31 protein-coding genes, 1 tRNA gene and 1 riboswitch are annotated in these 26,578 nt (G+C 72.3%); of the genes, 16 read left to right on the top strand and 16 right to left on the bottom strand.

What is annotated here, in order from left to right; genetic code table 11:
* Positions 1-33 precede the first annotated feature (33 nt).
* The 6 genes from ACPEH0_RS09285 to ACPEH0_RS09260 all read right to left on the bottom strand — a co-directional run bounded on the left by ACPEH0_RS09285 (position 34) and on the right by ACPEH0_RS09260 (position 6,010).
* Entirely contained in the window at positions 34-831 is a 798-nt protein-coding gene (locus ACPEH0_RS09285) for an ABC transporter ATP-binding protein (protein ID WP_366214102.1), read from the bottom strand.
* Positions 828-1,619 carry an ABC transporter ATP-binding protein gene (locus ACPEH0_RS09280; protein WP_366214103.1) on the bottom strand — a complete coding sequence of 264 codons (792 nt, stop codon included), beginning with the start codon at positions 1,617-1,619 and terminating at the stop codon, positions 828-830. The genes ACPEH0_RS09285 and ACPEH0_RS09280 overlap by 4 nt, the downstream gene beginning before the upstream one ends.
* The gene (locus ACPEH0_RS09275) at positions 1,616-2,497 is read right to left on the bottom strand and encodes an ABC transporter permease (protein WP_366214104.1); all 882 of its coding nucleotides are present in this window, start codon (positions 2,495-2,497) and stop codon (positions 1,616-1,618) included. Before ACPEH0_RS09275 ends, ACPEH0_RS09280 begins: the two co-directional genes overlap by 4 nt.
* A complete protein-coding gene (locus ACPEH0_RS09270; RefSeq protein ID WP_366214105.1) occupies positions 2,497-3,447 on the bottom strand; it encodes an ABC transporter permease in 951 nt (316 codons plus the stop codon). Before ACPEH0_RS09270 ends, ACPEH0_RS09275 begins: the two co-directional genes overlap by 1 nt.
* A complete protein-coding gene (locus ACPEH0_RS09265) occupies positions 3,444-4,952 on the bottom strand; it encodes an ABC transporter substrate-binding protein (protein WP_366214106.1) in 1,509 nt (502 codons plus the stop codon). The genes ACPEH0_RS09270 and ACPEH0_RS09265 overlap by 4 nt, the downstream gene beginning before the upstream one ends.
* A 104-nt stretch (positions 4,953-5,056) precedes the next feature.
* A complete protein-coding gene (locus ACPEH0_RS09260) occupies positions 5,057-6,010 on the bottom strand; it encodes an alpha/beta fold hydrolase (RefSeq protein ID WP_366214107.1) in 954 nt (317 codons plus the stop codon).
* Positions 6,011-6,054: 44 nt separating this feature from the next.
* Here ACPEH0_RS09260 and ACPEH0_RS09255 point away from each other — a divergent pair, with 44 nt between their 5' ends.
* Positions 6,055-6,534 carry a carboxymuconolactone decarboxylase family protein gene (locus ACPEH0_RS09255; RefSeq protein WP_423719446.1) on the top strand — a complete coding sequence of 160 codons (480 nt, stop codon included), beginning with the start codon at positions 6,055-6,057 and terminating at the stop codon, positions 6,532-6,534.
* A complete protein-coding gene (locus ACPEH0_RS09250; RefSeq protein WP_366214109.1) occupies positions 6,531-7,244 on the top strand; it encodes a tyrosine-protein phosphatase in 714 nt (237 codons plus the stop codon). Before ACPEH0_RS09255 ends, ACPEH0_RS09250 begins: the two co-directional genes overlap by 4 nt.
* Positions 7,245-7,250: 6 nt before the next feature.
* On the opposite strand, the gene ACPEH0_RS09245 is transcribed toward ACPEH0_RS09250, so the two are convergent.
* The 4 genes from ACPEH0_RS09245 to ACPEH0_RS09230 all read right to left on the bottom strand — a co-directional run bounded on the left by ACPEH0_RS09245 (position 7,251) and on the right by ACPEH0_RS09230 (position 11,331).
* Complete coding sequence (locus ACPEH0_RS09245; RefSeq protein WP_366214110.1) at positions 7,251-7,697, bottom strand: Fe-S oxidoreductase; 447 nt, start codon at positions 7,695-7,697, stop codon at positions 7,251-7,253.
* Complete coding sequence (locus ACPEH0_RS09240; protein ID WP_366214111.1) at positions 7,694-8,506, bottom strand: arginase family protein; 813 nt, start codon at positions 8,504-8,506, stop codon at positions 7,694-7,696. The genes ACPEH0_RS09245 and ACPEH0_RS09240 overlap by 4 nt, the downstream gene beginning before the upstream one ends.
* A 63-nt stretch (positions 8,507-8,569) precedes the next feature.
* Positions 8,570-9,304 (bottom strand): PspA/IM30 family protein, encoded by a 735-nt coding sequence (locus ACPEH0_RS09235; RefSeq protein ID WP_217531150.1) that lies wholly within the window; start codon positions 9,302-9,304, stop codon positions 8,570-8,572.
* Positions 9,305-9,378: 74 nt separating this feature from the next.
* Entirely contained in the window at positions 9,379-11,331 is a 1,953-nt protein-coding gene (locus tag ACPEH0_RS09230) for a TPM domain-containing protein (RefSeq protein WP_366214112.1), read from the bottom strand.
* A 152-nt stretch (positions 11,332-11,483) separates the two neighbouring features.
* Between ACPEH0_RS09230 and ACPEH0_RS09225 the strand changes: the two genes are divergently transcribed.
* Genes ACPEH0_RS09225 through ACPEH0_RS09215 form a run of 3 tightly spaced genes read left to right on the top strand, consistent with a single transcriptional unit; the run spans position 11,484 to position 14,028 of the window.
* On the top strand, positions 11,484-12,317 hold the full coding sequence (locus tag ACPEH0_RS09225) for a DUF3097 family protein (RefSeq protein ID WP_366214113.1): 834 nt from the start codon (positions 11,484-11,486) through the stop codon (positions 12,315-12,317).
* Between the two features lie 59 nt (positions 12,318-12,376).
* Entirely contained in the window at positions 12,377-13,123 is a 747-nt protein-coding gene (gene trmB / locus ACPEH0_RS09220; protein WP_366214114.1) for a tRNA (guanosine(46)-N7)-methyltransferase TrmB, read from the top strand.
* A 2-nt stretch (positions 13,124-13,125) separates the two neighbouring features.
* On the top strand, positions 13,126-14,028 hold the full coding sequence (locus tag ACPEH0_RS09215; protein ID WP_366214115.1) for a CPBP family intramembrane glutamic endopeptidase: 903 nt from the start codon (positions 13,126-13,128) through the stop codon (positions 14,026-14,028).
* Positions 14,029-14,037: 9 nt separating this feature from the next.
* Here ACPEH0_RS09215 and ACPEH0_RS09210 read toward each other — a convergent pair whose 3' ends face one another.
* Positions 14,038-14,538, bottom strand: coding sequence for a hypothetical protein (locus ACPEH0_RS09210; protein WP_217531155.1), 501 nt, complete (start codon positions 14,536-14,538; stop codon positions 14,038-14,040).
* Between the two features lie 125 nt (positions 14,539-14,663).
* On the opposite strand from ACPEH0_RS09210, the gene ACPEH0_RS09205 reads away from it, so the two are divergent.
* Both ACPEH0_RS09205 and ACPEH0_RS09200 read left to right on the top strand, forming a co-directional pair.
* Positions 14,664-15,146 (top strand): pyridoxamine 5'-phosphate oxidase family protein, encoded by a 483-nt coding sequence (locus ACPEH0_RS09205; RefSeq protein ID WP_217531156.1) that lies wholly within the window; start codon positions 14,664-14,666, stop codon positions 15,144-15,146.
* Positions 15,147-15,244: 98 nt separating this feature from the next.
* Positions 15,245-15,400, top strand: coding sequence for a hypothetical protein (locus tag ACPEH0_RS09200; RefSeq protein ID WP_217531157.1), 156 nt, complete (start codon positions 15,245-15,247; stop codon positions 15,398-15,400).
* Between the two features lie 115 nt (positions 15,401-15,515).
* Here the strand turns inward: ACPEH0_RS09200 and ACPEH0_RS09195 are convergent, their stop codons facing one another.
* Both ACPEH0_RS09195 and ACPEH0_RS09190 read right to left on the bottom strand, forming a co-directional pair.
* Entirely contained in the window at positions 15,516-15,698 is a 183-nt protein-coding gene (locus ACPEH0_RS09195) for a hypothetical protein (RefSeq protein ID WP_064001461.1), read from the bottom strand.
* Between the two features lie 81 nt (positions 15,699-15,779).
* Positions 15,780-17,021, bottom strand: a complete 1,242-nt coding sequence (locus tag ACPEH0_RS09190; RefSeq protein ID WP_366214116.1) for an HNH endonuclease signature motif containing protein — start codon at positions 17,019-17,021, stop codon at positions 15,780-15,782.
* 75 nt (positions 17,022-17,096) lie between these two features.
* Between ACPEH0_RS09190 and ACPEH0_RS09185 the strand changes: the two genes are divergently transcribed.
* The 3 genes from ACPEH0_RS09185 to ACPEH0_RS09175 all read left to right on the top strand — a co-directional run bounded on the left by ACPEH0_RS09185 (position 17,097) and on the right by ACPEH0_RS09175 (position 18,467).
* Positions 17,097-17,831, top strand: coding sequence for a tyrosine-protein phosphatase (locus tag ACPEH0_RS09185; RefSeq protein WP_217531158.1), 735 nt, complete (start codon positions 17,097-17,099; stop codon positions 17,829-17,831).
* A gap of 7 nt (positions 17,832-17,838) precedes the next feature.
* Positions 17,839-17,902: riboswitch (guanidine-III (ykkC-III) riboswitch) on the top strand.
* A gap of 12 nt (positions 17,903-17,914) precedes the next feature.
* On the top strand, positions 17,915-18,232 hold the full coding sequence (locus ACPEH0_RS09180; protein ID WP_217531235.1) for a DMT family transporter: 318 nt from the start codon (positions 17,915-17,917) through the stop codon (positions 18,230-18,232).
* 85 nt (positions 18,233-18,317) lie between these two features.
* Positions 18,318-18,467 carry a hypothetical protein gene (locus tag ACPEH0_RS09175; protein ID WP_366214117.1) on the top strand — a complete coding sequence of 50 codons (150 nt, stop codon included), beginning with the start codon at positions 18,318-18,320 and terminating at the stop codon, positions 18,465-18,467.
* A 58-nt stretch (positions 18,468-18,525) separates the two neighbouring features.
* On the opposite strand, the gene ACPEH0_RS09170 is transcribed toward ACPEH0_RS09175, so the two are convergent.
* Positions 18,526-18,598: transfer RNA gene (locus tag ACPEH0_RS09170), tRNA-Arg, on the bottom strand.
* Between the two features lie 71 nt (positions 18,599-18,669).
* Here ACPEH0_RS09170 and ACPEH0_RS09165 point away from each other — a divergent pair.
* Complete coding sequence (locus ACPEH0_RS09165) at positions 18,670-19,395, top strand: NUDIX hydrolase (RefSeq protein ID WP_366214118.1); 726 nt, start codon at positions 18,670-18,672, stop codon at positions 19,393-19,395.
* On the opposite strand, the gene ACPEH0_RS09160 is transcribed toward ACPEH0_RS09165, so the two are convergent.
* Positions 19,383-20,387 carry a DUF2510 domain-containing protein gene (locus tag ACPEH0_RS09160; protein ID WP_366214119.1) on the bottom strand — a complete coding sequence of 335 codons (1,005 nt, stop codon included), beginning with the start codon at positions 20,385-20,387 and terminating at the stop codon, positions 19,383-19,385. The genes ACPEH0_RS09165 and ACPEH0_RS09160 overlap by 13 nt on opposite strands.
* Before the next feature lie 127 nt (positions 20,388-20,514).
* On the opposite strand from ACPEH0_RS09160, the gene ACPEH0_RS09155 reads away from it, so the two are divergent.
* The gene (locus ACPEH0_RS09155) at positions 20,515-21,159 is read left to right on the top strand and encodes an NAD(P)-dependent oxidoreductase (RefSeq protein WP_366214120.1); all 645 of its coding nucleotides are present in this window, start codon (positions 20,515-20,517) and stop codon (positions 21,157-21,159) included.
* 4 nt (positions 21,160-21,163) lie between these two features.
* Here the strand turns inward: ACPEH0_RS09155 and ACPEH0_RS09150 are convergent, their stop codons facing one another.
* Positions 21,164-21,955 carry an SGNH/GDSL hydrolase family protein gene (locus ACPEH0_RS09150; protein ID WP_217531162.1) on the bottom strand — a complete coding sequence of 264 codons (792 nt, stop codon included), beginning with the start codon at positions 21,953-21,955 and terminating at the stop codon, positions 21,164-21,166.
* Between the two features lie 66 nt (positions 21,956-22,021).
* Here ACPEH0_RS09150 and ACPEH0_RS09145 point away from each other — a divergent pair, with 66 nt between their 5' ends.
* The 4 genes from ACPEH0_RS09145 to ACPEH0_RS09130 are packed head-to-tail and all read left to right on the top strand — an operon-like array spanning position 22,022 to position 26,525.
* Positions 22,022-22,846, top strand: a complete 825-nt coding sequence (locus ACPEH0_RS09145; protein WP_366214121.1) for a transglutaminase-like domain-containing protein — start codon at positions 22,022-22,024, stop codon at positions 22,844-22,846.
* A gap of 34 nt (positions 22,847-22,880) precedes the next feature.
* The gene (locus ACPEH0_RS09140) at positions 22,881-24,053 is read left to right on the top strand and encodes a sensor histidine kinase (protein ID WP_366214122.1); all 1,173 of its coding nucleotides are present in this window, start codon (positions 22,881-22,883) and stop codon (positions 24,051-24,053) included.
* Positions 24,054-24,082: 29 nt separating this feature from the next.
* The gene (locus ACPEH0_RS09135) at positions 24,083-25,750 is read left to right on the top strand and encodes an arginine--tRNA ligase (RefSeq protein WP_366214123.1); all 1,668 of its coding nucleotides are present in this window, start codon (positions 24,083-24,085) and stop codon (positions 25,748-25,750) included.
* 1 nt (position 25,751) lies between these two features.
* Positions 25,752-26,525, top strand: a complete 774-nt coding sequence (locus ACPEH0_RS09130) for a DUF2993 domain-containing protein (protein WP_253035760.1) — start codon at positions 25,752-25,754, stop codon at positions 26,523-26,525.
* The last annotated feature ends 53 nt before the right edge of the window (positions 26,526-26,578 follow it).

Here is a 26,578-nt window from a genome sequence, read left to right as displayed (position 1 = left end):
GCTAGTGCCCGGCGCCGACACCCGGGCCGTCGGTCAGCGCTCGCGCGGGTCGATGACGGGGATCGACGCGAGCAGGCGACGGGTGTAGGCGACCTGCGGATCGAGCAGGACCTTCTCGGTCGGGCCCTCCTCGGCGACACGGCCCTCGGTCATGACGACGACGTCGTCGCAGAGGTTCTGCACCACGCCGATGTCGTGTGAGACCATCACCAGGGCCAGGCCGTCCCGCTGCCGCAGGCCCCGGATGAGGTCGAGGATCTGCGCCCGGACGGTCACGTCGAGCGCCGACAGCGGCTCGTCGCCGACGAGGACGTCGGGACGGTGCACGAGGGCGCGGGCGAGGGCGATGCGCTGCCGCTGACCGCCCGAGAACTCGTGGGGGAACCGCTCCGCGGTGTCGGCGGGCAGGCCGACGTCGTCCAGCACCTCCCGCACGCGCGCGCGGTGGTCGCCCGGGATCTCGAGCGCCGACAGCGGCTCGCCGACGATGCGTCCGACGCTCATCCGCGGGTCGAGCGACCCGTACGGGTCCTGGAAGACGATGCCGGTCCGCCGCCGCAGCCAGTGCAGGGAGCGAGCGGGTGCGCTCCCGTCGACGGGACGCCCGTCGAACTCGACGGTGCCGGCGGTCGCCGTGTCGAGGCCGAGCAGCAGGCGCACGAGCGTGGACTTGCCCGAGCCGGACTCGCCGATGATGCCGAGGGCGCTGTGGGCGCGGACATCGACGTCCACGTCGTCGAGCGCCGTCGTCCACCGTTTCGGTGCGAAGGCGCCGGCCCGCGGCATCCGGTACCGCCGCGTGAGTCCGCGCGCACGGATCAGTTCGCTCATGCGTCCCCCCTCGGTCGCCACAGGGTCGCCGTCGCGTCCCGCAGCAGGGCCTGCGTGACGGGGGAGGCGGGGGAGCGCAGCAGCGTGCGCAGCGGTCCCTGCTCGACGACGCGTCCGGTGTCGAGGACGACGGCGTCCGTCGCGATCTGCGAGAGCACCGCGAGGTCGTGCGTGATGAACACGAGCGACATCCCGTCCTCGTCGACGAGCTGGTGCAGCAGGTCGAGGATCTCGGCCTGGATCGTCACGTCGAGCGCCGTCGTGGGCTCGTCGGCGATGAGCAGGCGCGGCCGGCAGGCGAGAGCCATGGCGATCGCGACGCGCTGACGCTGCCCGCCCGAGAGCTGGTGCGGGTAGCGGCGGACGATCGACTCCGGGTCGGGCAGGCGCACCCGGCGCGCCTCCTCGACCGCCCGCGCCCACGCGTCGGCGCGGGAGACGCCCCGATGGTGGATGCGGATCGACTCGGCGATCTGTCGCCCCACCGTGCGGATCGGGTTGAGCGCCGTCTGGGGCTCCTGGAACACCATGCCGATCTCGTCCCCGCGCAGCTGCGCGAGGTCGCGGTCCCGCATCCCGACGAGCTCCCGCCCGTCCCAGCGGATGCTGCCGCCGACCTCCGCGCCGTCGGGGAGGAGTCCGAGGATCGCGAGCGCCGTGAGGGACTTGCCCGACCCCGACTCGCCGATGAGGCCGACGCGGTCGCCGTCGCCCACCTCGAGGTCGATGCCGTCGACGACGCGGCGACCGCCGACGTCGATCGTGAGTCCCGCCACCGAGAGCGTCATGCCGTCACCGCCGCGGGCGGTTCCGCGCCGACCGGGCCGACACGGCGCGACAGCGTGGGGTCGGTGGCGTCGCGCAGGGCGTCGCCGAGCAGGTTGAAACCGAGCACCGTCAGGGTGATCGCGAGCCCCGGCCACACCACCGAGAGCGGGTGGACACTGATGAACCGCTGCAGGTCGGCGAGCAGCAGCCCCCACGACGGCTCCGTCACGGGGGCGCCGAACCCGAGGTAGGACAGTCCCGCCTCGGCGAGGACGGCGACGGCCATGCCCCAGGACAGCTGCACGATGAACACCGGCGCGACGTTCGGCAGCAGGTGGCGCCACAGGTTCTGCCAGGGGGTCATGCCCGAGGCGCGGCCGGCGAGCACGAAGTCGCTGTGCAGCACCCGGCGGAGTTCGGGTCGGGTCACCCGGGCGATGTTGACCCCGAACCCGATGCCGACCGAGACGACGACCACGAGGAGCGAGCCGCCCCACACGGCCGAGATCATCATCGCGATGAGCAGCACGGGGAAGGCGATGAGGACGTCGACGAGCACCGTGACGGCCTCGCGGACGGGCCGCGGGGTGAGCGCCCCGAGAGCCGCGAGCACGAGCCCGATGACGGTCGCGATGACGCCGGCGCCGACGGCGACGAGGACCGTCGTGCGCGCGCCGGCCATCAGCAGGCTGAGGATGTCGCGGCCCGAACCGTCGGTGCCGAGCAGGTGCGCGGCATCCGGTCCGGACCACCGGTTCGCGATGTCGACGCGCTGCGGATCGAACGGCGTCCAGACCAGCGAGACGGCGGCGACGACGAGGATGACGAGAACGACGACGACGCCGAACCGTCCCGTGCCCGACCCCCAGAGCCGCTGCGCCCACGCGAACCGCCGCATCACTCGGCCTCTCGCTGACGCGGGTCGAGGAGGCGGTGCACGAGGTCGACCGCGAAACCGATGACGAGGACGAGCCCGGTGAGCACGAGCAGCTCGCCCTGCACCTTCACGAGGTCCCGGTTGCCGGTGTCCTCCACGAGCATGCGGCCGATGCCGGGGAGGCTGAAGAGCTGCTCGATCACGACGGCGCCGACCATGATGCCGGCGACCTGGACGCCCAAGACGGTGACGACCGACAGGCCCACGCTCGGCAGGCCGTGCCGCAGGAGCGCCTGCGTACGGGTGAGTCCCTTCGCGGCCGCCGTCCGCACGAAGTCCTGCCCCATCGCCTGCAGGGTCGCCGAGCGCACGAACCGGAGCAGGACCGCGCCCTCGACGACGCCGATCGTGAGGGCCGGCAGGAGCAGGGCGCGGACGGCCGCGCCGGGGTCGGACCACCCGGCCCGCGGGAAGCCCTGGGCGGGCAGCCAGCCGAGCGACACGGCGAAGACGACGACGAGCATCATCCCCGCCCAGACGACGGGGACGGCGGCGAGGGCCTGCGCGCCGACCGAGACGAGGACGCCGTCCGGTCGGCGGCGCCGGACCGCGGCGTGCACGCCGAACGGGACCGCGACGATGAGGGCGATGACGAAGGAGAGGATGCCGAGGGGCACCGTGACCTCCGCCTTCTGCAGCAGCTCCGAGGCCACCGGTGTGCCGGTCAGTTGCGAACGTCCCAGGTCGCCCGTGAGGATGCCGGCGATCCAGTCGCCGTACTGCACGGGCAGGGGCCGGCCGAGTCCCAGGCGCTCGCGGATCCCCGCGATCTGCTCGGGGGTGGAATTGACGCCCGCGATCAGTTGCGCGACGTCACCGGGGAGGATGCGCAGGGTCGTGAAGATCAGCGCACTGGCGACGAACAGGCCCAGCACCAGCAGGGCCAGTCGCGTCAGCGCGTAACGGATCACCCCTCGCTCTTGGCCAGGTCTGCGACGTTCAGTCGCTCGTTGACGTTGACCGTCGGCATCCCGCTCACGTTCGAGCCGACCGCGACGACGGACGCACCGTTGTAGAGCCAATCGGCGGCGTCGTCCTCGGACACGATGCGCGCGGCCTGCTTCAGGAGGTCAGCGGCGGCGGCGTCGTCCGTTGCGGCGACCGACTGCGCGTACAGCGCCTGCACCTCGGGGTTGTCGTAGGTGAAGTAGTAGTCGGGGTTCGCCCAGTTCTCGAAGTCGCGCGCCTCGGTGTGCAGCACGAAGCTCAGCTCGTAGTCCTTGTTGACGTACACGTCGTTGATCCACGCCGGGAACTCGACGGGGTTCACCTGGAGGGTGATCCCCACGTCGCGCAGGTTGGAGACGAGGATCTGCGGGACCGTGGTGCCGTAGGCCGAGGGGATCGTGAGCGTGAGGGTGAGGTCTTCGGCGCCCGCCTCGGCGAGCAGGGCGCGCGCGGCCTCCGGGTCGAACGGGGCGACGTCGGCGAGGTCCTCGTAGCCCGGGTCGAGCGACGGGATCGGGCCGTACATCGTCGTGCCGGCGCCGAGCGCCTCGACGATCGACGCGTTGTCGATCGCCTGGCGGATCGCCTGGCGCACGCGGTCGTCGGCGAGCGGACCGGAGGTCTGGTTGAACGCGAGCGTGCCCTTGTCCGTGGACTCGCCGTTCTCGAGCGAGAAGTCGCCGTTCGCCTCGATCTGGTCCTTCAGGTTCGCGTCGAACCCGGTGAGCACGTCGAACTCGCCGGCCAGCGCGCCGCTGAGGGCGGCCTGGTTGTCGCCCACGTAGGAGAAGACGACCTCGGCCGCGGCGGCCGGGGTGCCCCAGTAGTCGGCGAAGCGCTCGAAGACGATGCTGTCGCCCTCGCGCCATTCGGTGAGACGGAAGGGGCCGGTGCCGTTCGCCGCGGTCTTGCGGTCGATCGTGTCGCCCTCCTTCAGGACGAGCCCGGCGCGACCGGTGAGGCTCCACAGGAGCGTCGAATCGGGCGCCGTCAGCGTGAGGGTCACGGTCTGCCCGTCGGCGGCGATGTCCGCGACGTTCGCGAGCCGCGCGGAGTCACGGAAGGTCGGGGTGTCGCGCACCTGCGTCAGCGACCACACGACGTCCTGGGGGGTGAGCGGCTGACCGTCGTGGAAGGTGACGCCCTCGCGCACCGTGAAGGTGTAGGTCAGCTTGTCGTCGGAGACCTCGTAGTCGCTCGCGAGCGCCGGGACGATCTCCTGGTCGGGGGTGCGGGCGACGAGGCCCTGGTAGACGTTGTCGACGAGGATCTGGTCGAGGGCCGAACCGGCCGTCTCGCGGATGTCGAGGTTGCCCGGCTCGAGCACGAGACGCACGTCGACGGATGCGTCGGGGTCGGGGGTGCCTGCCGAGGCGGAGGGACCGGGCTGGGAGCCGGTGCAGCCGGACAGGAGCAGGGCGCCGGCAGCGACGAGCGCGGCGGCGGCCAGGGCGGTGCGGCGAAGCATGTGCGTGGGGGATCCTTTCGGCACGATGGGGGTCGTCACTGCGGCCGCGCCATCGGAGTGCTCGGGTGCGCGTTACAGCCTAGAGTCCCGCGCGCGCAGTTCGGTCACCGGCCGTCATGTGCCGCGCGCACGGCCGCGGCGAGCTCGACGGGGCGCTCCTCCTGCACGTTGTGCCCCGACTCCAGCTCGAGATGGCGTGCGGCCGGCATCCGCTCCCGGAACTCGCGCCGGTCCGACTCGGTGAGGAAGCCCCGCGTGCCGGTGACGAGGGTGACGGGGGCGGTGACCGCGGCGAGGTGGTCCCATCCCGCGGCGGAAAGGACACCGGCATCCGCTCGCTGCGCGGCGTCGACCGCTGCGGCGGCCCCCGGGTCCGCCGCGAGCCGGTTCGCGAGGTGCGCGTAGTGGTGCTTCCACTCGACGCGGCCGTCGGGGCGGATGCGGGAGTTCAGCGACACCCCTCGCGTGGCCGCCTCGCGCGACCCGCCGAGGCCGAACGAGAGTGCGCGGTCGACGAGCTCGTCGCGGCTCGCCCAGTCGGTGGGACCGGCGAAGAAGGCGCGGATCGAGGCGGCGGCGCCGTTCGGGTCGATGCCGGGGGAGATGTCGACGAGGACGAGGGCCGCGACGAGGTCGGGATGCCGCGCCGCGAGGGCCGCGGCGGTGAGCCCGCCGAGCGAGTGCCCGACGAGGGTCTGCGGGCGGCCGCCGGTCCAGGCGGTGACGGCGGGCGCGATGTCGGCGGCGAGGGGGTCACCGGTGTACTGCGCGTCGCTGCGCCACGACGAGTCGCCGTGCCCCGGCAGGTCCAGCACGAGCGCCGGGAGACCGGCGGCGAGGACCGTCGTGTCCCACGTGTGGGCGTTCAGTCCGGCGCCGTGGAGGAACGTGACCTCGGGCGCGAGGTCCGGGTCGCCGAACCGCAGGGCGCTCACCGTCCGTCCGTCCGGCAGCCGGTGCGTCAGGCGGCGCACCGGCGGGACGGGGACCCCGAGGGCGTCGCCCTGCGCGGGGAGGTAGGAGAACTCGTCGAACGCGTCGTCGCTCACGTTCCTCATTGTCGCCGATCCCGGGTGGCGGGGACGCGGCTACGGTGGACGGCATGAGCGATCCCCACCGCGTGCACCTGGCCCGCGCGAGCCGGCCGGCCTACGACGCCCTCGAGGCGTTCGCCAAGACCGTCGGCGACCTCGCCGCCGAGGCGGGGATCGACGCCCGCCTGCGGGAGATCGCCCTCATCCATTCCTCGCAGCTGAACGGATGCGCCTACTGCGTGCGCGTGCACGTCGATCGTGCCGCCAAGGCGGGGCTCACGATGGACGTCGTCGCCCAGATCGCCGTCTGGCGCGAATCGGGCGTCTTCACCGAGCGGGAGCGCGCGGCGCTCGAGCTCACGGAGGCCTACGTCTTCATCCACGAGGAGGGCGTCCCCGACGAGGTCTACGACCGGGTCGGCGGCATCTTCTCCGAGGAGGAGTACGTCGCGCTCAGCTGGCTGCTCGTCTCGATCAACGCCTTCAACCGCATCGCGATCGCGGGGCGCTACCCGGTGCCCGAGCGCCCGGCGCCGCCGACACCGTGACGGTCCACGACGTCCCCGGCGTCTTCAACGTCCGCGACGTCGGCGGGCTGCCCGCGGACGGCGGCCGCACGAGGGACGGCGTCCTGTTCCGGTCGGGGCACCTGGCGCGGCTGACCTCGGAGGGCCGCGAGCGGCTCGCGGCGTTCGGCATCCGTCGCATCGTCGATCTCCGCGACGAGCAGGAGCGACGCGACGAACCGTCCCGCATCGACGGTCTCGGCGTCGAGACCGTGTTCCTGCCGATGTTCGCCGGGTCGGCCGCCTCGTTCTTCGACGACGACCTCTCGCTCGACGACCTGTACCGGGCGCTCGTCGATGGTTCGGCGTCGCGGCTGGTCGAGGTGGTGCGCGCCGTGCTGGCGGCGCAGCCGGTGCTCGTCCACTGCACGGTCGGCAAGGACCGCACCGGGCTGTCCGTCGCCCTCGTCCTCGCCGCCGCGGGGGTCGACGAGGACGCCGTCGTCGCCGACTACGCGCGCACCGAGCACCTGCTGCCGGAGGCCCGCAACGACGCCGTCCTGCGCTTCCTCCGCGCCCGCTACCCGCACGCGCGACACCTCGAGGACCTCGCGACGCGCTCGCCGGCAGAGGCGATGCGCGCCGTCTTCGAGGACCTGCGGCTGCGCTACGGCGGTCCGGTCGACTACCTGCGGGCGTACGGACTGCGCGACGACGAGATCGCCGAGCTCCGCCGCATCCTCATCGCGTGACGCCCCTCAGCGGCGCGGCACGTAGCGGCCGTCCTCCAGCCCCGCCTCGATCTCGAACCGGTTGGTGAGGGGGTCGCGGCCGGCGAACAGGTACAGCAGCGGCATGAGCATGCCGTAGCGCCGCCACTGCTCCCGGTGCACCGCTTCATGGGCGAGCAGCCGGTCGTCGACGGGGCCCGTGCCCGTGAGGAAGCAGCCGCCGACGCAGACGCCACCGCGTCCGAACGTCGCCTCGGGCATGCCGCGGAACACCCAGAGTCCGCCGCGGCGTTCGACCCGCCCCGTCGACCAGAGCGACCCCCACACGAACCCGAAGGCGGTGCCGGCCAGGTACCCGAGGCGGCTGAGGGGGGAGTCGAGCAGGATGCCGGGGATCCACCGGTCCCACCGTCGCCCGCGGTCGAGGGCACGCTCCGCGCGCTGCTCCCATCCGGGCGGAGGGAGCGGACTCACGCGAGGGCCCCCAGCAGGCGGAGGATCGTGCCGAGGTCCTCGACCGCGGCGTCCCGGCTCGCGGGGGCGAAACCCGCGACGGAGGCGCCGACCAGCGGCATCCGCTCTCGCAGTCGTCCGATCGCGGCGACGACCTGGGCGGGCTGGGCGCCGAACGGCACCGGTTCGAGCACGCCCGTGATCGTGGCCGGGTCGAGGACGTCGAGGTCGATGTGGACGTACACCGCGTCGGCGCCGGTCGCGGCGACGGCGTCCGCGAGGGCCGCGGGGTCTGCGAGGGCGTCGGCGGCGAGCATCGTGACCGGCGAGGAGTCGAGCACGTCGGCCTCGCCGTCGTCCAGCGCGCGCGCCCCGACGAGGACGGTGCGCGCAGCGGCGGCGGGGGGCGCGTCCGTGAACGGGCCCGGCGCGATCGCGGCGCGCAGGGCCATGCCGGCGAGGGCGCCCGAGGGCGAGGACGCGGGGGTGTGCAGGTCGCCGTGCGCGTCGAACCAGACGACGGCGAGGGAGGGATGCCGCGCGGCCGCCGCCGCGATCCCGGGCACCGCGACAGCGCAGTCGCCGCCCACGACGACGGCGGTCTCGTCGGCGCCGTCGAGCGCTTCGGCGATCGCATCGCGCACGCGGGTGAGGGTGCTGAACCGACGGATGCCGGTGCCGAGCGCCTCACCTGCTTCGGCGGGGACCTCGATCCGCGTGAGCGCGGACCGGGGGAGGTCGTCGGCGATCGCCTCGGCGCCGTCGATGAGACGCATCGCGCGGGCGGACGGCGAGCCCTGCCACTGCGGGGCGACGACGAAACGGGTCATGGACACCTCCGGGGAGCAGGACGGCGCCGGACCCGAGGGCCCGGCGCCGTCCGTGCGGATGATTTACTGCTCGATCGCGCCGGCGTTGCCGCCGGTCTTGAGCGCGGCCAGGCGCGCCTCGACCTCGGTCAGCTCGCCGATGTCCTCGAGCTGGTTGAACTGCGCGTCGATCGACGACGCCGCGATCTCGGCCTTGCCGGCGGCGAGGGCCTCCTGGCGACGGACCTTGTCCTCGAAGCGGCCGAGCTCGCTCGTCGGGTCGAGCACGTCGATCGACTTGACGGCGTCGTGCACCTTGTTCTGCGCCTCGGCGGTCTTGGCGCGCGCCAGCAGCTCGGAGCGCTTCGAGCGCAGCTGGTCGAGCTTCTGCTTCATGCCGTTGAGGCCGTCCTTGAGCTTCTCGACGACCTCGGTCTGCGCGGCGATCGAGGGGGCGATGGCGCGGGCCTCGTTCTCCTCGCTGATCTGGCGCTGCAGGGCGATCTTGGCGAGGTTGTCGAACTTGTCGGCATCCGTCGTGTTCCCGGCGGCGCGCAGCTCGTCGGCCTTGCGGCTGGCGGCGATGGCCTTGTTGCCCCACTCGGCGGCGGCCTTGACGTCCTCATCGTGGTCGCGCTCGAGCAGACGCAGGTTGCCGATGGTCTCGGCGATGGCCGTCTCGGCGTCGGCGATGTTGTTCGTGTAGTCGCGGACGAGCTGGTCGAGCATCTTCTGCGGGTCCTCGGCGGAGTCGAGGAGGGCGTTGATGTTCGCCTTCACCAGAGTCGAGATGCGGCCGAAGATGGACTGCTTTGCCATCGTGTTTCCTTTCCTAGCGGGAGGTCGTGAGGTCGAGGTCGGTGGGGAGGTCGTGGCCCTGCGGCGTCGGAAGATCAGAAGCGACCGCCTCCTCTGCGGGATCGGGAGCCGCCGCTGGAGCGTCCGATGGATCCGCCGCTGCGCCGGGAGGAGCCGCCGCCGAACCCGCCGAACCCGCCGGAGGAGCGACGGGACCCGCCGCCGCTGAGGAGGGATCCCATGATGATGCCGCCCAGCATGCCGCCGAAGTCGCCTCCGCCGCCAGCGTTTCCGCCGCCGGCGAACGACCCCACGTCGCTCTGCGCGCGCCGTGTCGCCTCCTCCGCCAGGCTCGCGGCGCGCTGCGCCAGGGCGAGCGCCCGTTCCGGGTCGCCGTCCTGCGCCTGCGTGGCCTGCACCAGCGTGGCTCCGGCCTCGGCGAGCCGGGTGCGCGCGGTCGCTCCTACGGCGCCGCGACGGGCGGTGATGAAGTCTTCCGCGGCGGAGATCTGCGCCCTCGCCTGCAGCAGGGTCTGCGAGAGCACGCTGCGAGCGCGGTCGGCGCGCTGCTGCGCTTCGCGGACCTGGCCGAGCGCACCGTCGATCGCGGTGTTCGCGCGCTCGAGCAGGGTGAGGGCCGAGAGCGGGTCGCGATGCGCGCCCGTGAGATCCTCGCGCGCCGCGTCGAGGTTCTGCCGCGTGGCGGCGATGACGGGGGCGAGGCGGGCGTCGGGATCGGGTGTCGCCGCCGCGGCCGCGAGATCCGCTTCGAGCTCGGTGACGAGGGCGGCGCCGTCGCGTTCCGCGGCCTCGAGGTCGGCGGCGAGCTTCGTCATCGCGTCCTGCAGTTGGGCCGCCTGCGCGACGGCCTGCTCGGCCGCGCGGATGCCGACGGCCGCCGCAGCGCCGTCGCCCGCCGCGACCTCGCGTTGCGCCTCGGCGAGTCGTGCGTCGGCGAAGGTCAGCCGATCGCGCGCCTGCTCGGGGTTGTCGGCGACGGCGCTCAGCGCCTCCGCGCGGTAGGCCGCGCGGAGCTGCGTGAGCCGGGCGTCCGATTCCGCGGCCCGCGCGCCGACCTCGGCGCGGCGCTGCTGCACGCGGGCGAGCGCCTCGGGGGCGTTCGCGGCGAGGTCCCGCAGGGCTTCGAACGCGCCCGCCTTCTCGGCCAGGGCCGCTTCGGCGGCGCGGGAGCGCTCGAGGATCTCCTCGTACCAGGCGCGGCGCTGCTCGGGGGCGTCGGGCGTCTCGTCATCCATCTTCTGCTGCAGGGCGAACGCCTGCTGCAGCGAGGCGCGCGCCGCGGCGATCGCCTGTTCGAACTCGCCCGTCGCGGCATCTCCGAACTCCGCCTTCGCGAAGCCGAGCTCCTGCGTGCTCGTCGAGATGGCGTCGTCGGTGCGGACCAGGGCGGCGGCGGCCTGTCGCTCGAGCTCTTCCAGTGGGACCTGTGCCTTGCCGGATGCCGCGCCCGCCCCGCGGCGCCGACGCCGCACGAGCGCCCACACGACGAGTGCCGCCAGCGCAGCCACGACGATGACCACGACCCAGACGAGCCCGCCGCCACCGCCCCCGGACCGGGCCTCCTGGAGCCCGTCGGCCGCGGCGGTGCCGGCGCCCGCCCAATCGCCGTCGCTCAGGGCGGGGAGCACGCGTTCCTGCTCGATGCGTGCGACGGCGTCCGGGGAGATCGGGCCGCTCGAGTCGGCGGAGAGGTAGTACGCGCGCCCCTCGGTCGCGACCGCGAGGAGGTACTGGTTCGGACCGAGGTTGTTGCGTTCGGCGGTCGCGTACGCCCAGTCCTCGGCGCTCGACGGATCGGTGAAGTCGTCGACGTAGACGACCCATAGGCCGAGGCCGGTGTCGTCCTGCAGCTGCGCGAGACGGGTGTCGAGGCGGGCTTCCTGCGCGTCCGTGAGGACGTCGGATGCGTCGAGCACTCGGGTCTCGTCGAGGGTGACCGGCTCGGTCGCGGCGGCCGGTGCGGCGACGGCGGCGCCGAAGAGGACCGCGAGCGACACCGCCACGACGGACGTCAGGCGGGATCGCATCGTCCAGACCTCCGGGAGTCGCTCGAGTGCGGTCGGAACCGCCTGTCGCGAGTCTATGCCGCGACCCGTATGCCTCGGTACCGGCATCCGACCGGAGCGCCTGTGCGTTCGCTCTGTGTTCCTCCTCTAGGCTTCCCGGTTCGGAGGTGCCGATGGACGACCGGTATGGAAGCGACGTGCTCGCCGCGGGATGGCGCGACAAGGGGCGGACCACGGTGGCGACGGTCCCCGCCGAGCGGGGTCTCGTCGTCGAGGTCGCGCTGGACGACTTCGTGGGTGCCGTCACCGGCGTGACGGCGGGCCACGTCGAGCTCGAGGACCGGCACGGCCGTGTGCGGCTGTTCCCGATCGGCGGCGGGTTCCTCGTCGACGGTCGGCCCGTTCAGCTCGTCCCGCCGCGCGCCGCAGCCCCCGCAGGACGGACCCGCACGGCATCCGGGTCCTTCGCAGACCCGCAGGCGCGGGCGCGCGTCGCCCGGGCCTCGCGCATCCTCGTCGAGGGTCGCCACGACGCCGAACTCGTCGAGAAGGTCTGGGGCGACGACCTCCGCATCGAGGGGGTCGTGGTCGAGTACCTGCAGGGAGTCGACCTGCTGGAGGATCTGCTCCGTGCCGAGCCGCCGAGTGCGGAGCGTCGCTACGGCGTGCTCGTCGACCACCTCGTCCCGGGGTCGAAGGAGACGCGCATCGCCGAGCAGATCCTGCGGGGTCCGCACGGACCGTTCCTGAAGATCGTCGGACATCCCCACATCGACGTCTGGCAGTGCGTGCTGCCGCGCGCGGTCGGCATCGCCGCCTGGCCGGAGGTGCCGCGGGGGATCGAGTGGAAGAAGGGCGTCAGCCGCGCCCTCGGCTGGCCGGCCGAGGACCAGACCGACATCGCCCACAACTGGCAGCGCATCCTCGGGTCCGTCACGACCTACCGCGACCTGGACCCCGCCCTCCTCGGCCGCGTCGAGGAACTCATCGACTTCGTGACCGCATGAGCGGGCGACGCAAGGGCCGGCCCGCGGGGGCGCGGGACACCGCGGGATACCCTGGTCGCATGCCCGACCCCGATGCGCCCGAGGCCGCGCCGCGCTTCCGTGACAAGCCGGTGTCGTTCGTGCGGCGCAGCGGCCGCATGAGCGATGCACAGGAGCGCGCGTGGGACGAGCTCTCGGGCACGTACCTGCTCGAGGTCGAGCGGGATGCCGCGGCCACCAGCATCCGCCCCGGTTCCACGATCGACCCCGCCGCAGAGTTCGGCCGCGCGGCCCGGCTCGTCGTCGAGATCGGCTCCGGGCAGGGGCACGCGATCGTGCACGCCGCGGCGGCCGACCCCGCCACCGACTTCATCGCCGTCGAGGTGTTCCGCGCCGGGCTCGCCCGCACGATGCTCGACGCCGACCGTGAGGGCGTGCGGAACCTGCGGCTCGTCGAGGCGAACGCGCCCGAAGTCCTCGAGCACCTGCTGCCCGAGGCATCCGTCGACGAGGTGTGGATCTTCTTCCCCGACCCGTGGCACAAGACCAAGCACAACAAGCGCCGGCTCATCGCCGACGGATTCCCCGCGCTCGCCGCCCGCGCGCTGCGGGACGGCGGGGTGCTGCGGCTCGCGACCGACTGGGAGGACTACGCGCTGCAGATGCGCGAGGTCCTCGCCGGCGCCGACGAGTTCGAGGCGGCGTTCGACGGGGAGTGGGCGGCGCGGTTCGAGGGGCGCATCATGACCGCGTTCGAGCGCAAGGGCATCGCCAAGGGGCGCGACATCCGCGACCTGACGTACCGCCGCCGGCCGCGGACGCCGTGACGGTGCGCGCCCACGCAGGAGCACGTCCGCTCGTCGGTGTGCGCCTCGTGCCGGCGCTGCTCGTCTGCCTTGCGGCACCGGCGTTCTTCGTGCTGCTGACGCCCTGGCTCGGGTGGATTCTGCTCGCCGCGGGGCTCGGAACCGCTGCGCTGCTCGATCGCGGGGGTGGTGGTGGTGAGGTCGTCTCGGTGGGGTCGACCCTCGAGTCGTCCACGCAGGTGGGCGTCGCCCGGACCCCGTCGCTCACGCGCGACCTCTCGCTCATCGCGATCGGGATGCTGATCGTCAGCGTCATCCCGTTGAAGGCCGAGCTCGACGACGCGGCGATGGTGCGCTTCACCCTGGCGCTGGGCGGCGCGGTCCTCGTGCCCTACCTCGTGTCGCGGTTCGTCTACCGGGACCATGCGATCCGGTTCCCCTGGCGCGGCGGCGGGCGGTGGACGCTCTGGCAGTGGGCCTGGCTGATCGCGGTGCTCGTGCTCGGCTGGCTGATCCTGCCGTTCTACTTCATCACGTCGGGCGTCTACGAGAACTGGCCCGTCGTGGACACACCCGACCTCATCGCGCGCCTGTTCGTCGGTGTCGGCGCGGTCGGCATCTGGGACGAGCTGTTCTTCATCTGCACGTGCTTCGCCCTGCTGCGCCGTCACTTCGCGGATGCGACGGCGAACGTGCTGCAGGCGATCGTGTTCGTCTCGTTCCTGTGGGAGCTGGGATACCGCGCATGGGGTCCCGTGCTGACGATCCCGTTCGCGCTGCTGCAGGCCGTCATCTTCCTGCGGACGAAGTCGCTCGCCTACGTCGTGACGGTGCACCTGCTGTTCGATGCGGTGGTGTTCGGTGTGCTCGTCCACGCCCACAACCCGGGACTGCTCGACGCGGTCTTCCTCGTTCCGGCGCCCTGACCCGGGCCGTCAGGCGGGAGAAGCGGATGCCGTCGCGCGCACCGACGTCGCGTGCGCGACACCCCAGACGACCAGGGCCATCGCCGCGACGGCGCTCGCCGCCATCAGCACGGCGCCGCCGGGGGCGTGATCGCCGCCGCCGATCATGAACGTGTCGGCGAGCGACATCCCGGGCCCGAACGAGGCCATGACGTACGCGGGCGCGCCGCCGACGATGATCGCGAGGTAGGAGGCGGCGACGGCGCGGGTCGAGGCGTGACGGACGATGAGGGCCGGGACCAGGACGAGGAGCGCGAGGCCGACACCGACCGCGGCGAACACCCAGGGGACGGGGGTGAACACGGTCTCGCCGCGGGCTGCCGCCGTCTCGCGGATCTCGTCGAGGGTGAGTCCGGGTGCGGCTGCCAACGGGTTCCAGACGGCGATCTGGAGGACGAACACGGCGGCGTACGCCGTGACGGCCACGGTCCCGAGGATCGCGAGGAGGGTGCGGAACGAGCGCGGCGTCATGGCCCGAGCCTGGCATGGGTCGGGCGGCGGCGGTACCTCGTGTCGTGCATCCGATGGAGGGTGTCAAGCCCTGCGATCGCGTCGCGCCCCGGTGCGAGCCTGGCGGAAAGACGAAGGAGGGCCTCATGGCCGATGAGAAGGATCCGCACGCGACACTGATCGACCTGCTGCCGAAGTTCCGCTTCGCGATGGTCACCACGATGAACGAGGACGGTGCCCACACGGCGCGGCCGTTGACGGTCCAGGATCGCGAGTTCGACGGCGACCTGTGGTTCATCGTCGGTCGTGACTCGTCCGTCGTCGCGCATGTCGCCGCCCGTCCTCAGGTCGGCGTCGCGCTGAGCACGAACGACGCGTGGGTGTCGATCGCGGGCAACGCCGAGGTGGTCGACGACCTCGCGCGACTGCGCGAGTACTGGTCGCCCGCGGTCGAGGCGTGGTTCCCCGACGGCCCCGAGGACCCGAACGTCACGATGCTGAAGATCGATGCGGTGTCGGGGGAGTACTGGAGCAGCCCGGGAGGGGTCGTCGCCTCGGTGGTCAGCCTCGTCAAGTCGAAGATCACGGGTGAGCCGTACGAGGGGCGCAACGCGACCGTCGACCTCTGAGCGTCCCCGGCGGATCGGGTCTGTCAAGGCCCTGAGCGGGACGCGGGCGGCTGCGTAGCGTCGCCGACACGTGACCGACAACGACCGGAAGGACTGCGATGAGCGACACGAACGGCTCGGACGAGCACAACACGCAGGGTGTCCCCGAAGAGGGCGCCGACGCTGACACCGCGTCCGGCGGATCGCCCGACGAGAACCCGCCCGTCACGACGGACGAGGACGGTACCCCCATCGAGAACCCGTCGGGTGGCTGAGTCCGCCCGACGCGAGGCCTGCCGTCGCACGAGGATGTCCGTCTTCGTGCGACGGCAGTTCCGTGTGCGGGCATCGCTGAGCCGGTGCGGATGCCGCACCCTGCCGCGCCTGGTGTCAGAACCGGGCGAGCAGGGACGCGCCGAAGGTCACCAGGAGGGCGACGGGGACCACGAGCAGACCGATCGCCGCGATGCCGATGGCGACGATCGTGCCGAGCACCGACAGCACGGCCGCCGAGGCCGCGCCACCCGCGCGGGCGACGGAATGCGAGCGTGTGGAGAGGGTCGCGGTAGCCATACTCCGACGCTACGAACCGGCGCTCGCCGGCGCGTCCTTCGCGAGGGTGGCCGGGGTCATCCTCGGGGATGATGTTGGCCGTCAGAACGGTGGTGGTCCGGGTGGGTCGGTGGTGAATTGCGGGATGCGGCGTTCGGGCCTCACGAGGTAGACCCGGCCGGCGGGTGAGGTCCATTCGAGTGCGCCGCCGGGTTTCGCTTTGACCTGCCAGTCGGAGTGGTGTTTGAGGGTGTGGTGGCCGCGGCACAGCGGTGCGAGGTTGTCGGCGGCGGTGGTCCCGCCGTGGTGCCAGTCGACGGTGTGGTCGAGGTCGCACCGGTCGGCGGGGATGCCGCAGCCGGGTGCCATGCACCGGGCGGCCCGCCAGGTGACCAGCCGTCGCAGGTCGGCCGGTGGCCGGTACTGCTCGCGCCCGACGGAGAGGACGACACCGGTTTCGGGGTGGGTGAGCACCCGCATCCACCCGGATGCCGCCCCGCACAGCTCCCGCGCGCGGTCGAGGGGGATCGGACCGACACCGTCGACCTGCGCGGCCGGGCCGTCGCCGGTGAGGAGCGTCAGGGCGGGGACGGTGACCGCCACCGTCGGCCGGATCCCGCGCGCGGAGTCGGGGAGCGCGTCGGTTTCGCCGTCGAGGAGGAGGTCCCCGAACACATCCGCACGTTTCTGATCCAGGGTGCGCTCATCGTCGGCGGAGTCGAGCGTCTTCGCGATCGCGGTGAGACGCCCATCGATCGCGTGCGCTTCCACCGCGGGCAGGTGCGCGGTCAACCACGCCATCCCATCCACCCCCGCATCCACCCGCACATGCCGGTGCGCGACGGCCGCGGCGTGCTGTTCGGCGAGGGTCGCTTCCTGCTCCCGGTCGACGATCCGTTTCATTGCACGCCGGAACGGACCCGTCGGGAGCTCTTCCGCGAGCGACAGCACCTCCGCAACCAGCCCCGCGGTGACGTCGTCGAGCTGATCGAGCCCGTCGACGATGGTCGTCGCGTGGGTGTCGGTGATGTCCGCGCGGCTCATCGCCTCCCACACCTGCGGGTACCGACGCAGCAGCGCGTGCCCCACACCCATCAACCTGCCCGCGGCGTGCTCGGTGATCCGCAACGCGGCGGCGACCTCGAGCCGCACCGACCGTTCCACGAACGCGACCGGTTCCTCCCGACGGCGGGCGTCGGCGATCGCGTCATCCCACAGTTCGACGATGCACGCGTACCGCTGCGCGGCATGCACGGTGGCCATGTCGGCGCACATCACCACCCAGTCCAGGGTCGTCGGGATCCCCTCCGGGACCTCATCGCGACGATCGGCTGAACTGGACATAGTCCCAGACTAGGAGGGGGTTCCGACATCGATTCCGGCACGGTGCCACCCCCCCGGCGTGGAAGGATGCGGGGCATGCAGACGCCTCTGGGGATCGATGGGTTGGCCAACGCAAGAGACCTCGGTGGGCTCGAACGGATCGACGGTTCCCGCACGCCGACCGGCGTTTTCATCCGGGCTGAGACGCTCGACCGTGTGACCGACGCCGGGTGGGATCGCCTCCGAGCGCATGGCTTGGGAACCATCGTCGACCTCCGCCGTCCGAGTGAACGAACGGCGTCCGTCCCCCGCGACATCGCCGTCCGGCATGTCGATCTCGACGGGAACGAACGGCACTTCTGGGAATCTCGGGAGAAGGACGGGCAGTGGGGAACTCCGCTGTACTACCTGGACCACGTCGGGGAGCTGCCGCATCGGCTCGCGGGTGCCCTCGAGGAGATCGCGCGAGCCCCTACGGGCGGCATCCTTTTCCACTGTGGCGCAGGCTGGGATCGGACCGGCCTGCTGGCTGCGGTCCTGCTGAAGGCCGCCGGTGTGACCGAGGATGCCGCGACCCGCGACTACCTCTCGTCGTTCGCCAACGCCGTGGCCATGGCGGAGCTCCACAGCCGTTCGTTCGACGTCGCTGAGCGTCTGAGCGTCCTCGACCGCTTCGGGCATACGCCGGAGTCCGCCTTCCGCGACATGTACCGCCGGCTCGATCTCGACGCGTGGCTGAGCTCGTACGTCGACGGCGACACCGCCAGGGCCATCACGACGTGGCGCAGCGCCATCGCCTCTGCACCGGGTCTGCACAGGCAGCCTCGATAGACTCGGCGGCGGGCCCCGACCAGGCCCCCGGACGAGGGTTCAGTACCCGGTGAGCGACAAGACTGGCCAGGAGGTCAGTGATGTTGTCGTGGATCGTTCTCATCGTCGCCGGGATGCTCGAAGCCGTGTGGGCCACCGCGCTCGGGCGCTCCGAAGGCTTCACGAAGCTGTGGCCGACGGTCACCTTCGGTGTCGCGCTCGTCGCCAGCATGGGCGGTCTCGCCTTCGCGCTGCGCGAGATCCCCACGGGGACGGGGTACGCCGTGTGGGTCGGCATCGGGGCATCCCTCACCGTGGTCTGGGCGATGGTGACGGGCGCCGAGTCGGTCTCCGTGGTGAAGATCCTGCTCATCCTCGGCCTCGTCGCGTGCATCGTCGGGCTCAAGCTCGTCTCGGATTGACGCGCCGCGCTGTCAACCCCGGGCATCCGCGCGAGCGTCGCGTTAGCGTCACGTCCACAGACGACACCGACCGACGGAGGGCGACATGACCGGCGACGACCGCAGCACCGACGACAACGCGTACGAGGGGCCGGATGTGGAGCTCCCCACCCACGACGGCGCGGTACCGGGCGGCGTGCCGCCCTTCGGCCACCCCGCCCACCCGGACGAGGACCAGGACGCGCGCGAGGACTGAGGTCCCGTGGAACGACGAAGGGGACCCGGCGCGATGCCGAGTCCCCTTCGCTTCCGTGTGCCCCCGGAGGGATTCGAACCCCCGACTTCTGGTACCGGAAACCAACGCTCTATCCCCTGAGCTACGGAGGCGTACCGATCGAGACTATCACCGGTGCGGCCGCTCCCGCGCGCACGTCCGCGCCGTCGCCTAGCCTGAAGCGATGACCTCTTCCGCTCCCGCCCCGACCGCGCGGGAGCAGCTCGTCGGCCTCGTCGAATCCGTCGCGAGCGGCGCCGCCCAGCCGGGTTTCGAGGTGCTGCGTTCGATGCCGGAGGCGCCGGGTGCCCGACCGGCGGCGGTGCTCATCCTGTTCGGCGTCCTCGACGACGTGCCGGCCGACCGCGACGCGGCCGAAAGTGCCGTCTCCCGCGATCTGGACGTGCTGCTGCTGTCCCGCGCCGAGACGCTCCGCGCCCACCCGGGACAGGTCGCGTTCCCCGGCGGACGCGTCGATCCGGGGGATGCGGATGCCGTCGCGGCATCCCTCCGCGAAGCGTGGGAGGAGACGGGGCTCGAAATCGACGGGGTCGACGTCCTCGGCACTCTCGAGCCGATCCCGCTCGAGTTCTCCCGCCACCTCGTGACACCCGTGATCGCGTGGTGGCGCCGCCCCTCACCCGTGCGCGTCGTGGACGAGGCCGAGTCGGCGGACGTGTTCCGCGCTCCCGTCGCCGATCTGCTCGACCCCGCCCACCGGGGCGTCACCGTCGTGCGGAGCGACCGGGGCGAGTTCCGAGGGCCCGCGTTCCTCATCCCGACACCCCGCGGCGACCGTCTCGTATGGGGGTTCACCGCCATGATCCTGGCGGGCCTGTTCACCCGGCTCGGCTGGGAGGAGCCGTGGGATGCGGGCCGTGTCATCCCCCTGCCGGGTCAGAACGCGTAGAAGTTCGCGTAGTCCGACAGCAGCAGGTCGGTCGCATCCTCCGGGACGAGGTAGGCGACGAGCCCCTCGACCGTCTCGCCCTCGGCGATCGTGCCCTGGTCGACCAGCAGCGTCGTGTCGTCAGGCGGCACGACGTACGCACTCGGGTAGCTCATCCCGTCCGGGGTCGCGACCGACAGGTCGTACGACGCGTACGACGCCTCGATGCCCTCGGGATCGAGTCCCGTCACCGTCATCTCGACGAGGACGTACCGCATGCCGGTGATGTCCCTCTCGTTGTAGGCGTTCCACCCCAGGATCTCGTCGGTGGCGTCCTCGTCGACGAGCCGGACGTCGGCACGGTACTCGTCGCGCGACGACGGACCCGCCACGTACGGCAGGGGGAGCGGGTCCTCCAGGGACCCGGGACCGGTCTCGGGGGCGTACGGCTCGAAGCCGCGGTCCGAGGGGGATGCCTCGGGTGCCGGTGCCGCGCCCGCATCGGGATCGCTGTACGACGGGCTCGGTGCCCAGATCAGGGAGCCGATCGAGATCGACACGATGAGCGCCCACGCCAGTCCGAGGCCGGAGAGGACCGTGCCCGTCACCGCGAGCGCCTTGCGCTGCCGGCGGACGAGGGCGATCACGCCGATGACGGCGCCGGTCAGGGCGATGAGGAGTCCGAGGAACGGGATCCACGCCGACAAGAAGGCCGCGATGCCGAGCACGAGTGCCGCGACCGCCCACCCCTGCGGCGCGCTCGGCGCCAGGACGGGGCCGCCGTACGGTGCGTACCCCGCCGGCGGCGCTCCGTGTGGTGCCGGCGGCGCTCCGTAGGGCGCGTGCGGCGGCACCGGGCCGTACGCCGGCACGGGACCCTGCGCCGGAGGAACGGCGGCGGCGTCGGCGGGGAGGAACGGGGGAGCGGCGTGCCACGCCGCGCCGTCCCAGTAGCGGAGTTCGTTGCCGGCGTGCGGAGCCGGATACCACCCGGGAGGCGTCGTCTCGCTCACGTCCGTGTTCCCCCTCGTCGATGCATCGGGAGCCCACCGGCCCCTTCCACGTCGAGCGTACAAGCGCAAGGGGACGCGCCTCCGGGGCTGTCCACCGTAGCGTCGAGGCGGTAGGAAGGGAGCCCACATGGCACGCATCACGATCATCGGGGGACACGGGAAGGTCGCGCTGCTGCTTGCGCCGCTCCTGGTCGAGGCCGGACACGACGTCACGTCCGTCATCCGCAACCCGGAGCACGAGCAGGACGTCGCCCGCACGGGCGCCCGCCCGGTCGTCGCCGACGTCGCGGCATCCGATCTCGACGCCCTCACCGATCTGCTGGCCGACAGCGACGCGGTCGTCTGGTCCGCCGGCGCCGGTGGCGGCTCGCCCGAGCGCACCTACGCGGTGGATCGGGATGCCGCGATCCGATCGATCGACGCGGCCGTCGCCGCTGAGGCGCGCCGCTACGTCATGGTGTCCTACTTCGGCGCCGGGCCGGATCACGGGGTCGACCCGTCGGACGGCTTCTACGCGTACGCCGAGGCGAAGGCGGCGGCGGACGAACACCTGCGGGGCGCCGACCTCGACTGGACGATCCTCGCGCCGTCGGCGCTGACCCTGGACGAGCCGACGGGGAGGATCGACGCCCGCTCCGACGAGGGGACCTCGGTCCCGCGTGCGGACGTCGCCGCCGTGATCGCGGCGGTGCTGGCGGAACCGGCCACGATCGGACGGACCGTCTCGTTCAACACCGGCGACGTGCCGATCGCCGAGGCCATCCGGCCGTGAGCGGTCAGGGCCGGACGGGCGCCGACTCGTCCTCGGCCGGGGCGACGGCGTCGGTGCTCGCGCTGCGGTCGACGAGCGCCTGCTGAAGCCGCTCGGCGAGGTACGCGTGACCCCGGTCCGAGGGATGCCGCTTGCCGGCGCCGACGTCGATCACGTCGAGGTAGTTGGCGGGGGTGACCCACTGCTCCTGGAGCGGCGAGATGTACCACCAGTGCCGGTCGGCGGCCGCCTTCTGGAGGTCGCGGTCGATGCGGGCGGTGCCCTCGTCGATCGGGAACTGGTGCGGGGTCGGCCCGAAGATCACGATCTGCGCGTGCGGGTACAGCCGGGCGAAGACGTCCCAGGTGGCGTCGACGGCCTCGCGGTAGCCGCGCTCGCCCTGCTGACGGTCGTTGATCGAGCCCTGGATGATGATCAGGTCGTAGTCGGCGGCCGGGTCGAGCCACTTCGCCCGCGTGCGGAAGTCGGGACCATCCCACCCGGGCTTCATGTACCCCGAGCCGCGGACGCCGTCGACGGTCACGTCCCATCCGGTGAGTCGCCCGAGGCGGTACGCGTAGCCGTCGGTGGGGACGGTCGCTGCCGCGCCGTAGGTCCAGGAGTCGCCGAAGACGAGCACGTCGGGGTCGGCCGGGAGCGAGAGCGGCTCGACGGCGGAGACGCCGTCCGATGAGGATGCGGCGTCGACGGCGGAGATGCTGCGCCACGGCTGCCACGCAGCGAGCGCGACGATGGCGGCGACTCCGACGGCGATGATCCCCAGTCCCCACCCCCGAGTGCGTCGTTCAGAGGTCATGCGACGAGGGTAAGCGATGGTCCCCGAACTCGCCGAGCACGATCTTCACCGTGGGAGGATTGCTCGGTGCAGCGTGTCGTCACGGCGGAACTCGACCTCGACCTCGAGGGCGAGCTCGACCTCATCCTCTCCGTCGCCGTGGCCGCCGGCACTCCGCTCGCCCACGAGTCCCTCCGCATCCTGCGGAACGGCGAGGATCTGCCCGCCGTGACGGTGACGGATGCCGTGGGCACGCGGCTGCACCGACTCCGCGTCGGGGCGGGCCCCGTGCGGGTGCGGTACGACGCACGCGTCGAAGGGCCGCTCGCCGTGGCCCCGGCCTCCGACCTCGACACCGCCGTCTACCTCCGGCCGAGCCGCTACGCCCCGTCGGACTCCGTCTTCGCGCAGGCGCGCCGCCAGTTCGGGGGGCTCCGCGGCACCGACCTCCTCGCCGCCGTCGAGTCCTTCGTCGCCGAGACCGTGACCTATTCGCCCGGTCTGTCGCTCGGCACCGACTCGGCCGTCACGACGCTCGCCACGGGGCAGGGCGTCTGCCGCGATTACGCGCACCTCGTCATCGCGCTCCTGCGGGCGATGGACGTCCCCGCCCGCTACGTCGCGTGCTACGCACCGGGTCTCGTCCCGATGGACTTCCACGCGGTCGCCGAGGCGTGGATCGACGGGCGCTGGCTCGTCGTCGACGCGACCCGGCTGTCGAACCGTCGCGGGCTGGTGCGCATCGCCACGGGGCGGGATGCCGCGGACTGCGCCTTCCTCAGCTATTACGGGGCGAACCTGGCGCTTCGACGGCTCGTCGTGGACGCGCGCGTCGATGCCGACGACGCGGTCGCCGCCGCGGCATCCGATCCGCAGCGGGACGATCGGGCAGCGCTGGTCTCGATCGGGTGATTAGGGTGATGCGTAGGACATCGGGGAGGTGCGGGTGAAGACCGCAGATGACGCCATTCGGCGAGCGATCATCGAGGACTACCGCGTGCTGGGCGAGGCCCCGGAAGCGGACCTCCAGGGCCTGGTGCAGCTGGCCGCCACCGTGTGCGGCGTCCCCACCGCGGTCATCAACCTCATCGACGATCGGTTCCAGCATCAGATCGCGGCGGTCGGTATCGAGCCGGCTGTCTGCAGCCGCGAGGACTCGATGTGCGCGGTCGTGTTCCGCAAGCCGGGTCACACCGTCGTCACCGACGCGAGCCTCGACGAGCGATTCGCGGGCAATCCGTTCGTGACCGGGGAGGTCGCGAACGTCAAGTTCTACGCCTCGAGCCCGCTCATCACCCCGATGGGGGTGCCCATCGGCACCATCTGCATCTTCGACGAGATTCCGCGTGAGCTCCCCGAGGACGAGAGCGCGGCGCTCGCCCTCATCGCGCGCCAGATCGTCGACGTGCTCGAACTGCGACGCATCACGCGGGAGCTGGGGGAGTCGAACGAGCAGCTCGAGAACTTCGCGGCGCAGGTCGCGCACGACCTCCGCAACCCGCTGACCGCGCTCACCGGATACATCGAGCTCGCCGCGGACGTCCCCGAGGTCGCCGGTCTCCCTGCGGCGTCGCGCGCGCTCGCCCGCGCCGAATCGGTCGCCGACAGGATGTCGGGGATGATCGCGCGGCTGCTGGACTACGCGCGCATCGGCGGATCGCCCATCCGTCGCACCGCGGTCGACGTCGAACCGCTCGTCGCCTCGACGATGGAGGACCTCCGCAGCGCGGGCGAGGACAACGGCGCCGAGGTGACGGTCGAGGCATCCGTCCCCGTCCAGGCCGACCCGACCCTGGCAAGCGTCCTCGTGCAGAACCTCGTCGGGAACGCGGTCAAGTTCGCCGGGACCGGCGGTCGCCTCCCGCAGGTCGTCGTCTCGGTCGGAACGGTCGCGTCCGGCGTGCGCATCGTCGTCGACGACAACGGCCCGGGCGTCCCGGTCGCCGAGCGGGAGCTCGTGCTCGAGCCGCTCGAGCGCGGATCGAACGCCGAGGCCCCCGGCTTCGGCATCGGCCTCGCGACGTGCCGTCGCATCGTCGAGTCCCACGGCGGCCGCCTCGGGATCGACGATTCGCCGCTCGGGGGAGCCCGCATCTGGGTCGTCCTGCCGTCGGCGTGAGGGTCTCCCGACCGTAGACTTGTCGGGTTATGACTCCCGACGCCCTCTCCGCCGCCCTCCTCGCCGTCGTCCTCCCGCTCGTCGAGGCGCGACGACCGGGCGCCGGTGAGGCGCTCACCGTCGCGGACTTCCCGGTCGAGCGGCCGAAGAACCGCGATCACGGCGACTGGGCCTCCAACGCCGCTCTGAAGCTCGCGAAGCAGGTCGGGGCGAACCCGCGCGAGTTCGCGGCCGAGGTTGCCGACGCGCTCGCCGCCGTCGACGGCATCGCCTCGGTCGAGGTCGCCGGTCCCGGGTTCATCAACATCCGACTGGATGCCGCCGCCGCCGGCGCGCTCGCGAAGACGATCGTCGACGCCGGTGCGAGCTTCGGACACGGGCGCACGCAGGAGGGCAACACGATCAACCTCGAGTTCGTCAGCGCGAACCCGACCGGTCCCATGCACATCGGCCACACGCGGTGGGCGGCGCTCGGCGACGCGATCGCGCGTCTGCTGCTGGCCAGCGGCGCGACCCTCGTGCGCGAGTTCTACATCAACGACGCCGGCGCGCAGATGGATCGCTTCGGCCGCTCGGTCCTCGCCCGCATCGAGGGCAAGCCGACGCCCGAGGACGGGTACGCCGGCGCGTACATCGACGACCTCGCGACCCGGGTCGCCGCCGCCGAGCCGGGTCTGGGCGACCTGCCTGAGGCCGAGCGCGTTGCTGTGGCCCGCGACAAGGCCTACGAGCTGCAGCTCGCGGAGCTCCAGGCATCCCTCGAGAAGTTCAACGTGCACTTCGACGTCTTCTTCAGCGAGCGCACGCTCCACGCGAAGAAGCCGGACGGCGGCCCGAGCCTCGTCGACGAGGCCGTCGACCGCCTCCGCGCGCAGGGCCACGTGTTCGACGCCGAGGGTGCGGTCTGGGTGCGCACGACCGATTTCGGCGACGACAAGGACCGCGTCATCCGTCGGTCCAACGGCGAGTACACCTACTTCGCCGCCGACGCCGCCTACTACCTGAACAAAGGCGACCGCGGCTTCGCGCACAAGATCTACCTGCTCGGCGCCGACCACCACGGGTACGTGCACCGCCTCAAGGCGCTCGCAGGGGCTGCCGGCGACGACCCGGAGAAGGACATCGAGGTGCTCATCGGGCAGCTCGTGTCGGTCAACGGCGCGCGCCTGTCCAAGCGCGCGGGCAACATCATCGAGCTCGACGACCTGCGTGAGTGGCTCGGCACGGACGCGCTGCGGTACTCGCTCGCGCGCTACCCGGCCGATTCGCCGCTGACGCTCGATCCCGAGATCCTGCAGAAGCGCACGAACGACAACCCGGTGTTCTACGTGCAGTACGCCCACGCGCGGACGCACAACGTCGCCCGGAACGCCGCGGACTCCGGCGTCTCGCGCGACGCGTTCGCCCCCGAGCTGCTCACGCACGAGACCGAGTCCGCTCTCCTCGGCGCCCTGCAGGAGTTCCCGCGCCTGGTCGCCTTCGCGGCCGAGCTGCGTGAGCCGCACCGCATCGCGCGCTACCTCGAGGAGCTCGCGAGCCTCTACCACCGCTGGTACGACTCCTGCCGTGTGACGCCCCTCGGCGACGAGGAGGTCACCGACCTGCACCGCACGCGCCTGTGGCTCAACGACGCCACCGGCCAGGTGCTGCGCAACGGTCTCGACCTGCTCGGCGTGAGCGCGCCCGAGCGGATGTGACATGACGACCGTCACGGCGCCCCGCCGACGTCGCCGCGGCTGGGTCGTGGTGATCGTCGTCGTCGCGGTGCTCGCCGCCCTGGTGGTCGCGGCGGAGTTCGCGGCGCGGGCGATCGTGCCGCAGGTCGTCCGCTCGCAGCTGATCGAGAACCTCGGCCTGCCTGCGGACCAGGCGATCGACGTCGAGATCCCCGGGCTCGTCCTGCCCCAGCTCGCCGTCGGCAGCATCGCTCAGATGAGCGTGTCCGCTGACGACGTCGACGTCGAGGGGATCTCGGGCGACGTCCGGGTCGACATCCAGGATGCCCCGGTCCGGGGCGGCGACTGGAGCAGCGCCCGCGCCGTCGTCGTGCTGGACGAGGACCAGGTGCGCACGATCCTGTCGCGGGTGGACGGTTTCCCGGTGGACGCCTTCCGCCTCGCGCCCCCCGAGGTCGCCCTCGACACGGAACTGAACCTGTTCGGGGCCGCCATCCCGCTGGGTGTGCGCCTGTCCGCAGCCGCGGAGGACGGCGACCTCGTCCTCTCGCCGACGACCTTCCGGCTCGGCGACGTGGACGTGAGCGCCGACGCGCTCCGCGAGCAGGTCGGGCCGCTCGTGGGGTCCTTCGCGCAGAGCTGGCCGGTGTGCCTCGCGCAGTACCTGCCGCGGGCGCTCACCCTGACGGGCGTCGCCGTCGAGGAGCGCGGGGTCGTCGCGACGTTCGACATCGACAGCGCGATCCTGCGCGACGAGACCGCGCAGCAGCCCGGTTCCTGCTCCGACGCCTCGTAGCGTCACGGGGCCGGGGGCGGCGGCCGGGGTGCCCTAGACTGTGGGCACCGTCG

It is taken from the genome of Microbacterium sp. NPDC079356, from assembly GCF_049545465.1.
Classification (GTDB): Bacteria; Actinomycetota; Actinomycetes; order Actinomycetales; family Microbacteriaceae; genus Microbacterium; species Microbacterium gawkjiense.
The sequence above is the reverse complement of the archived record's forward strand: the minus strand, read 5'-3'. Positions and strand labels throughout refer to the sequence as shown.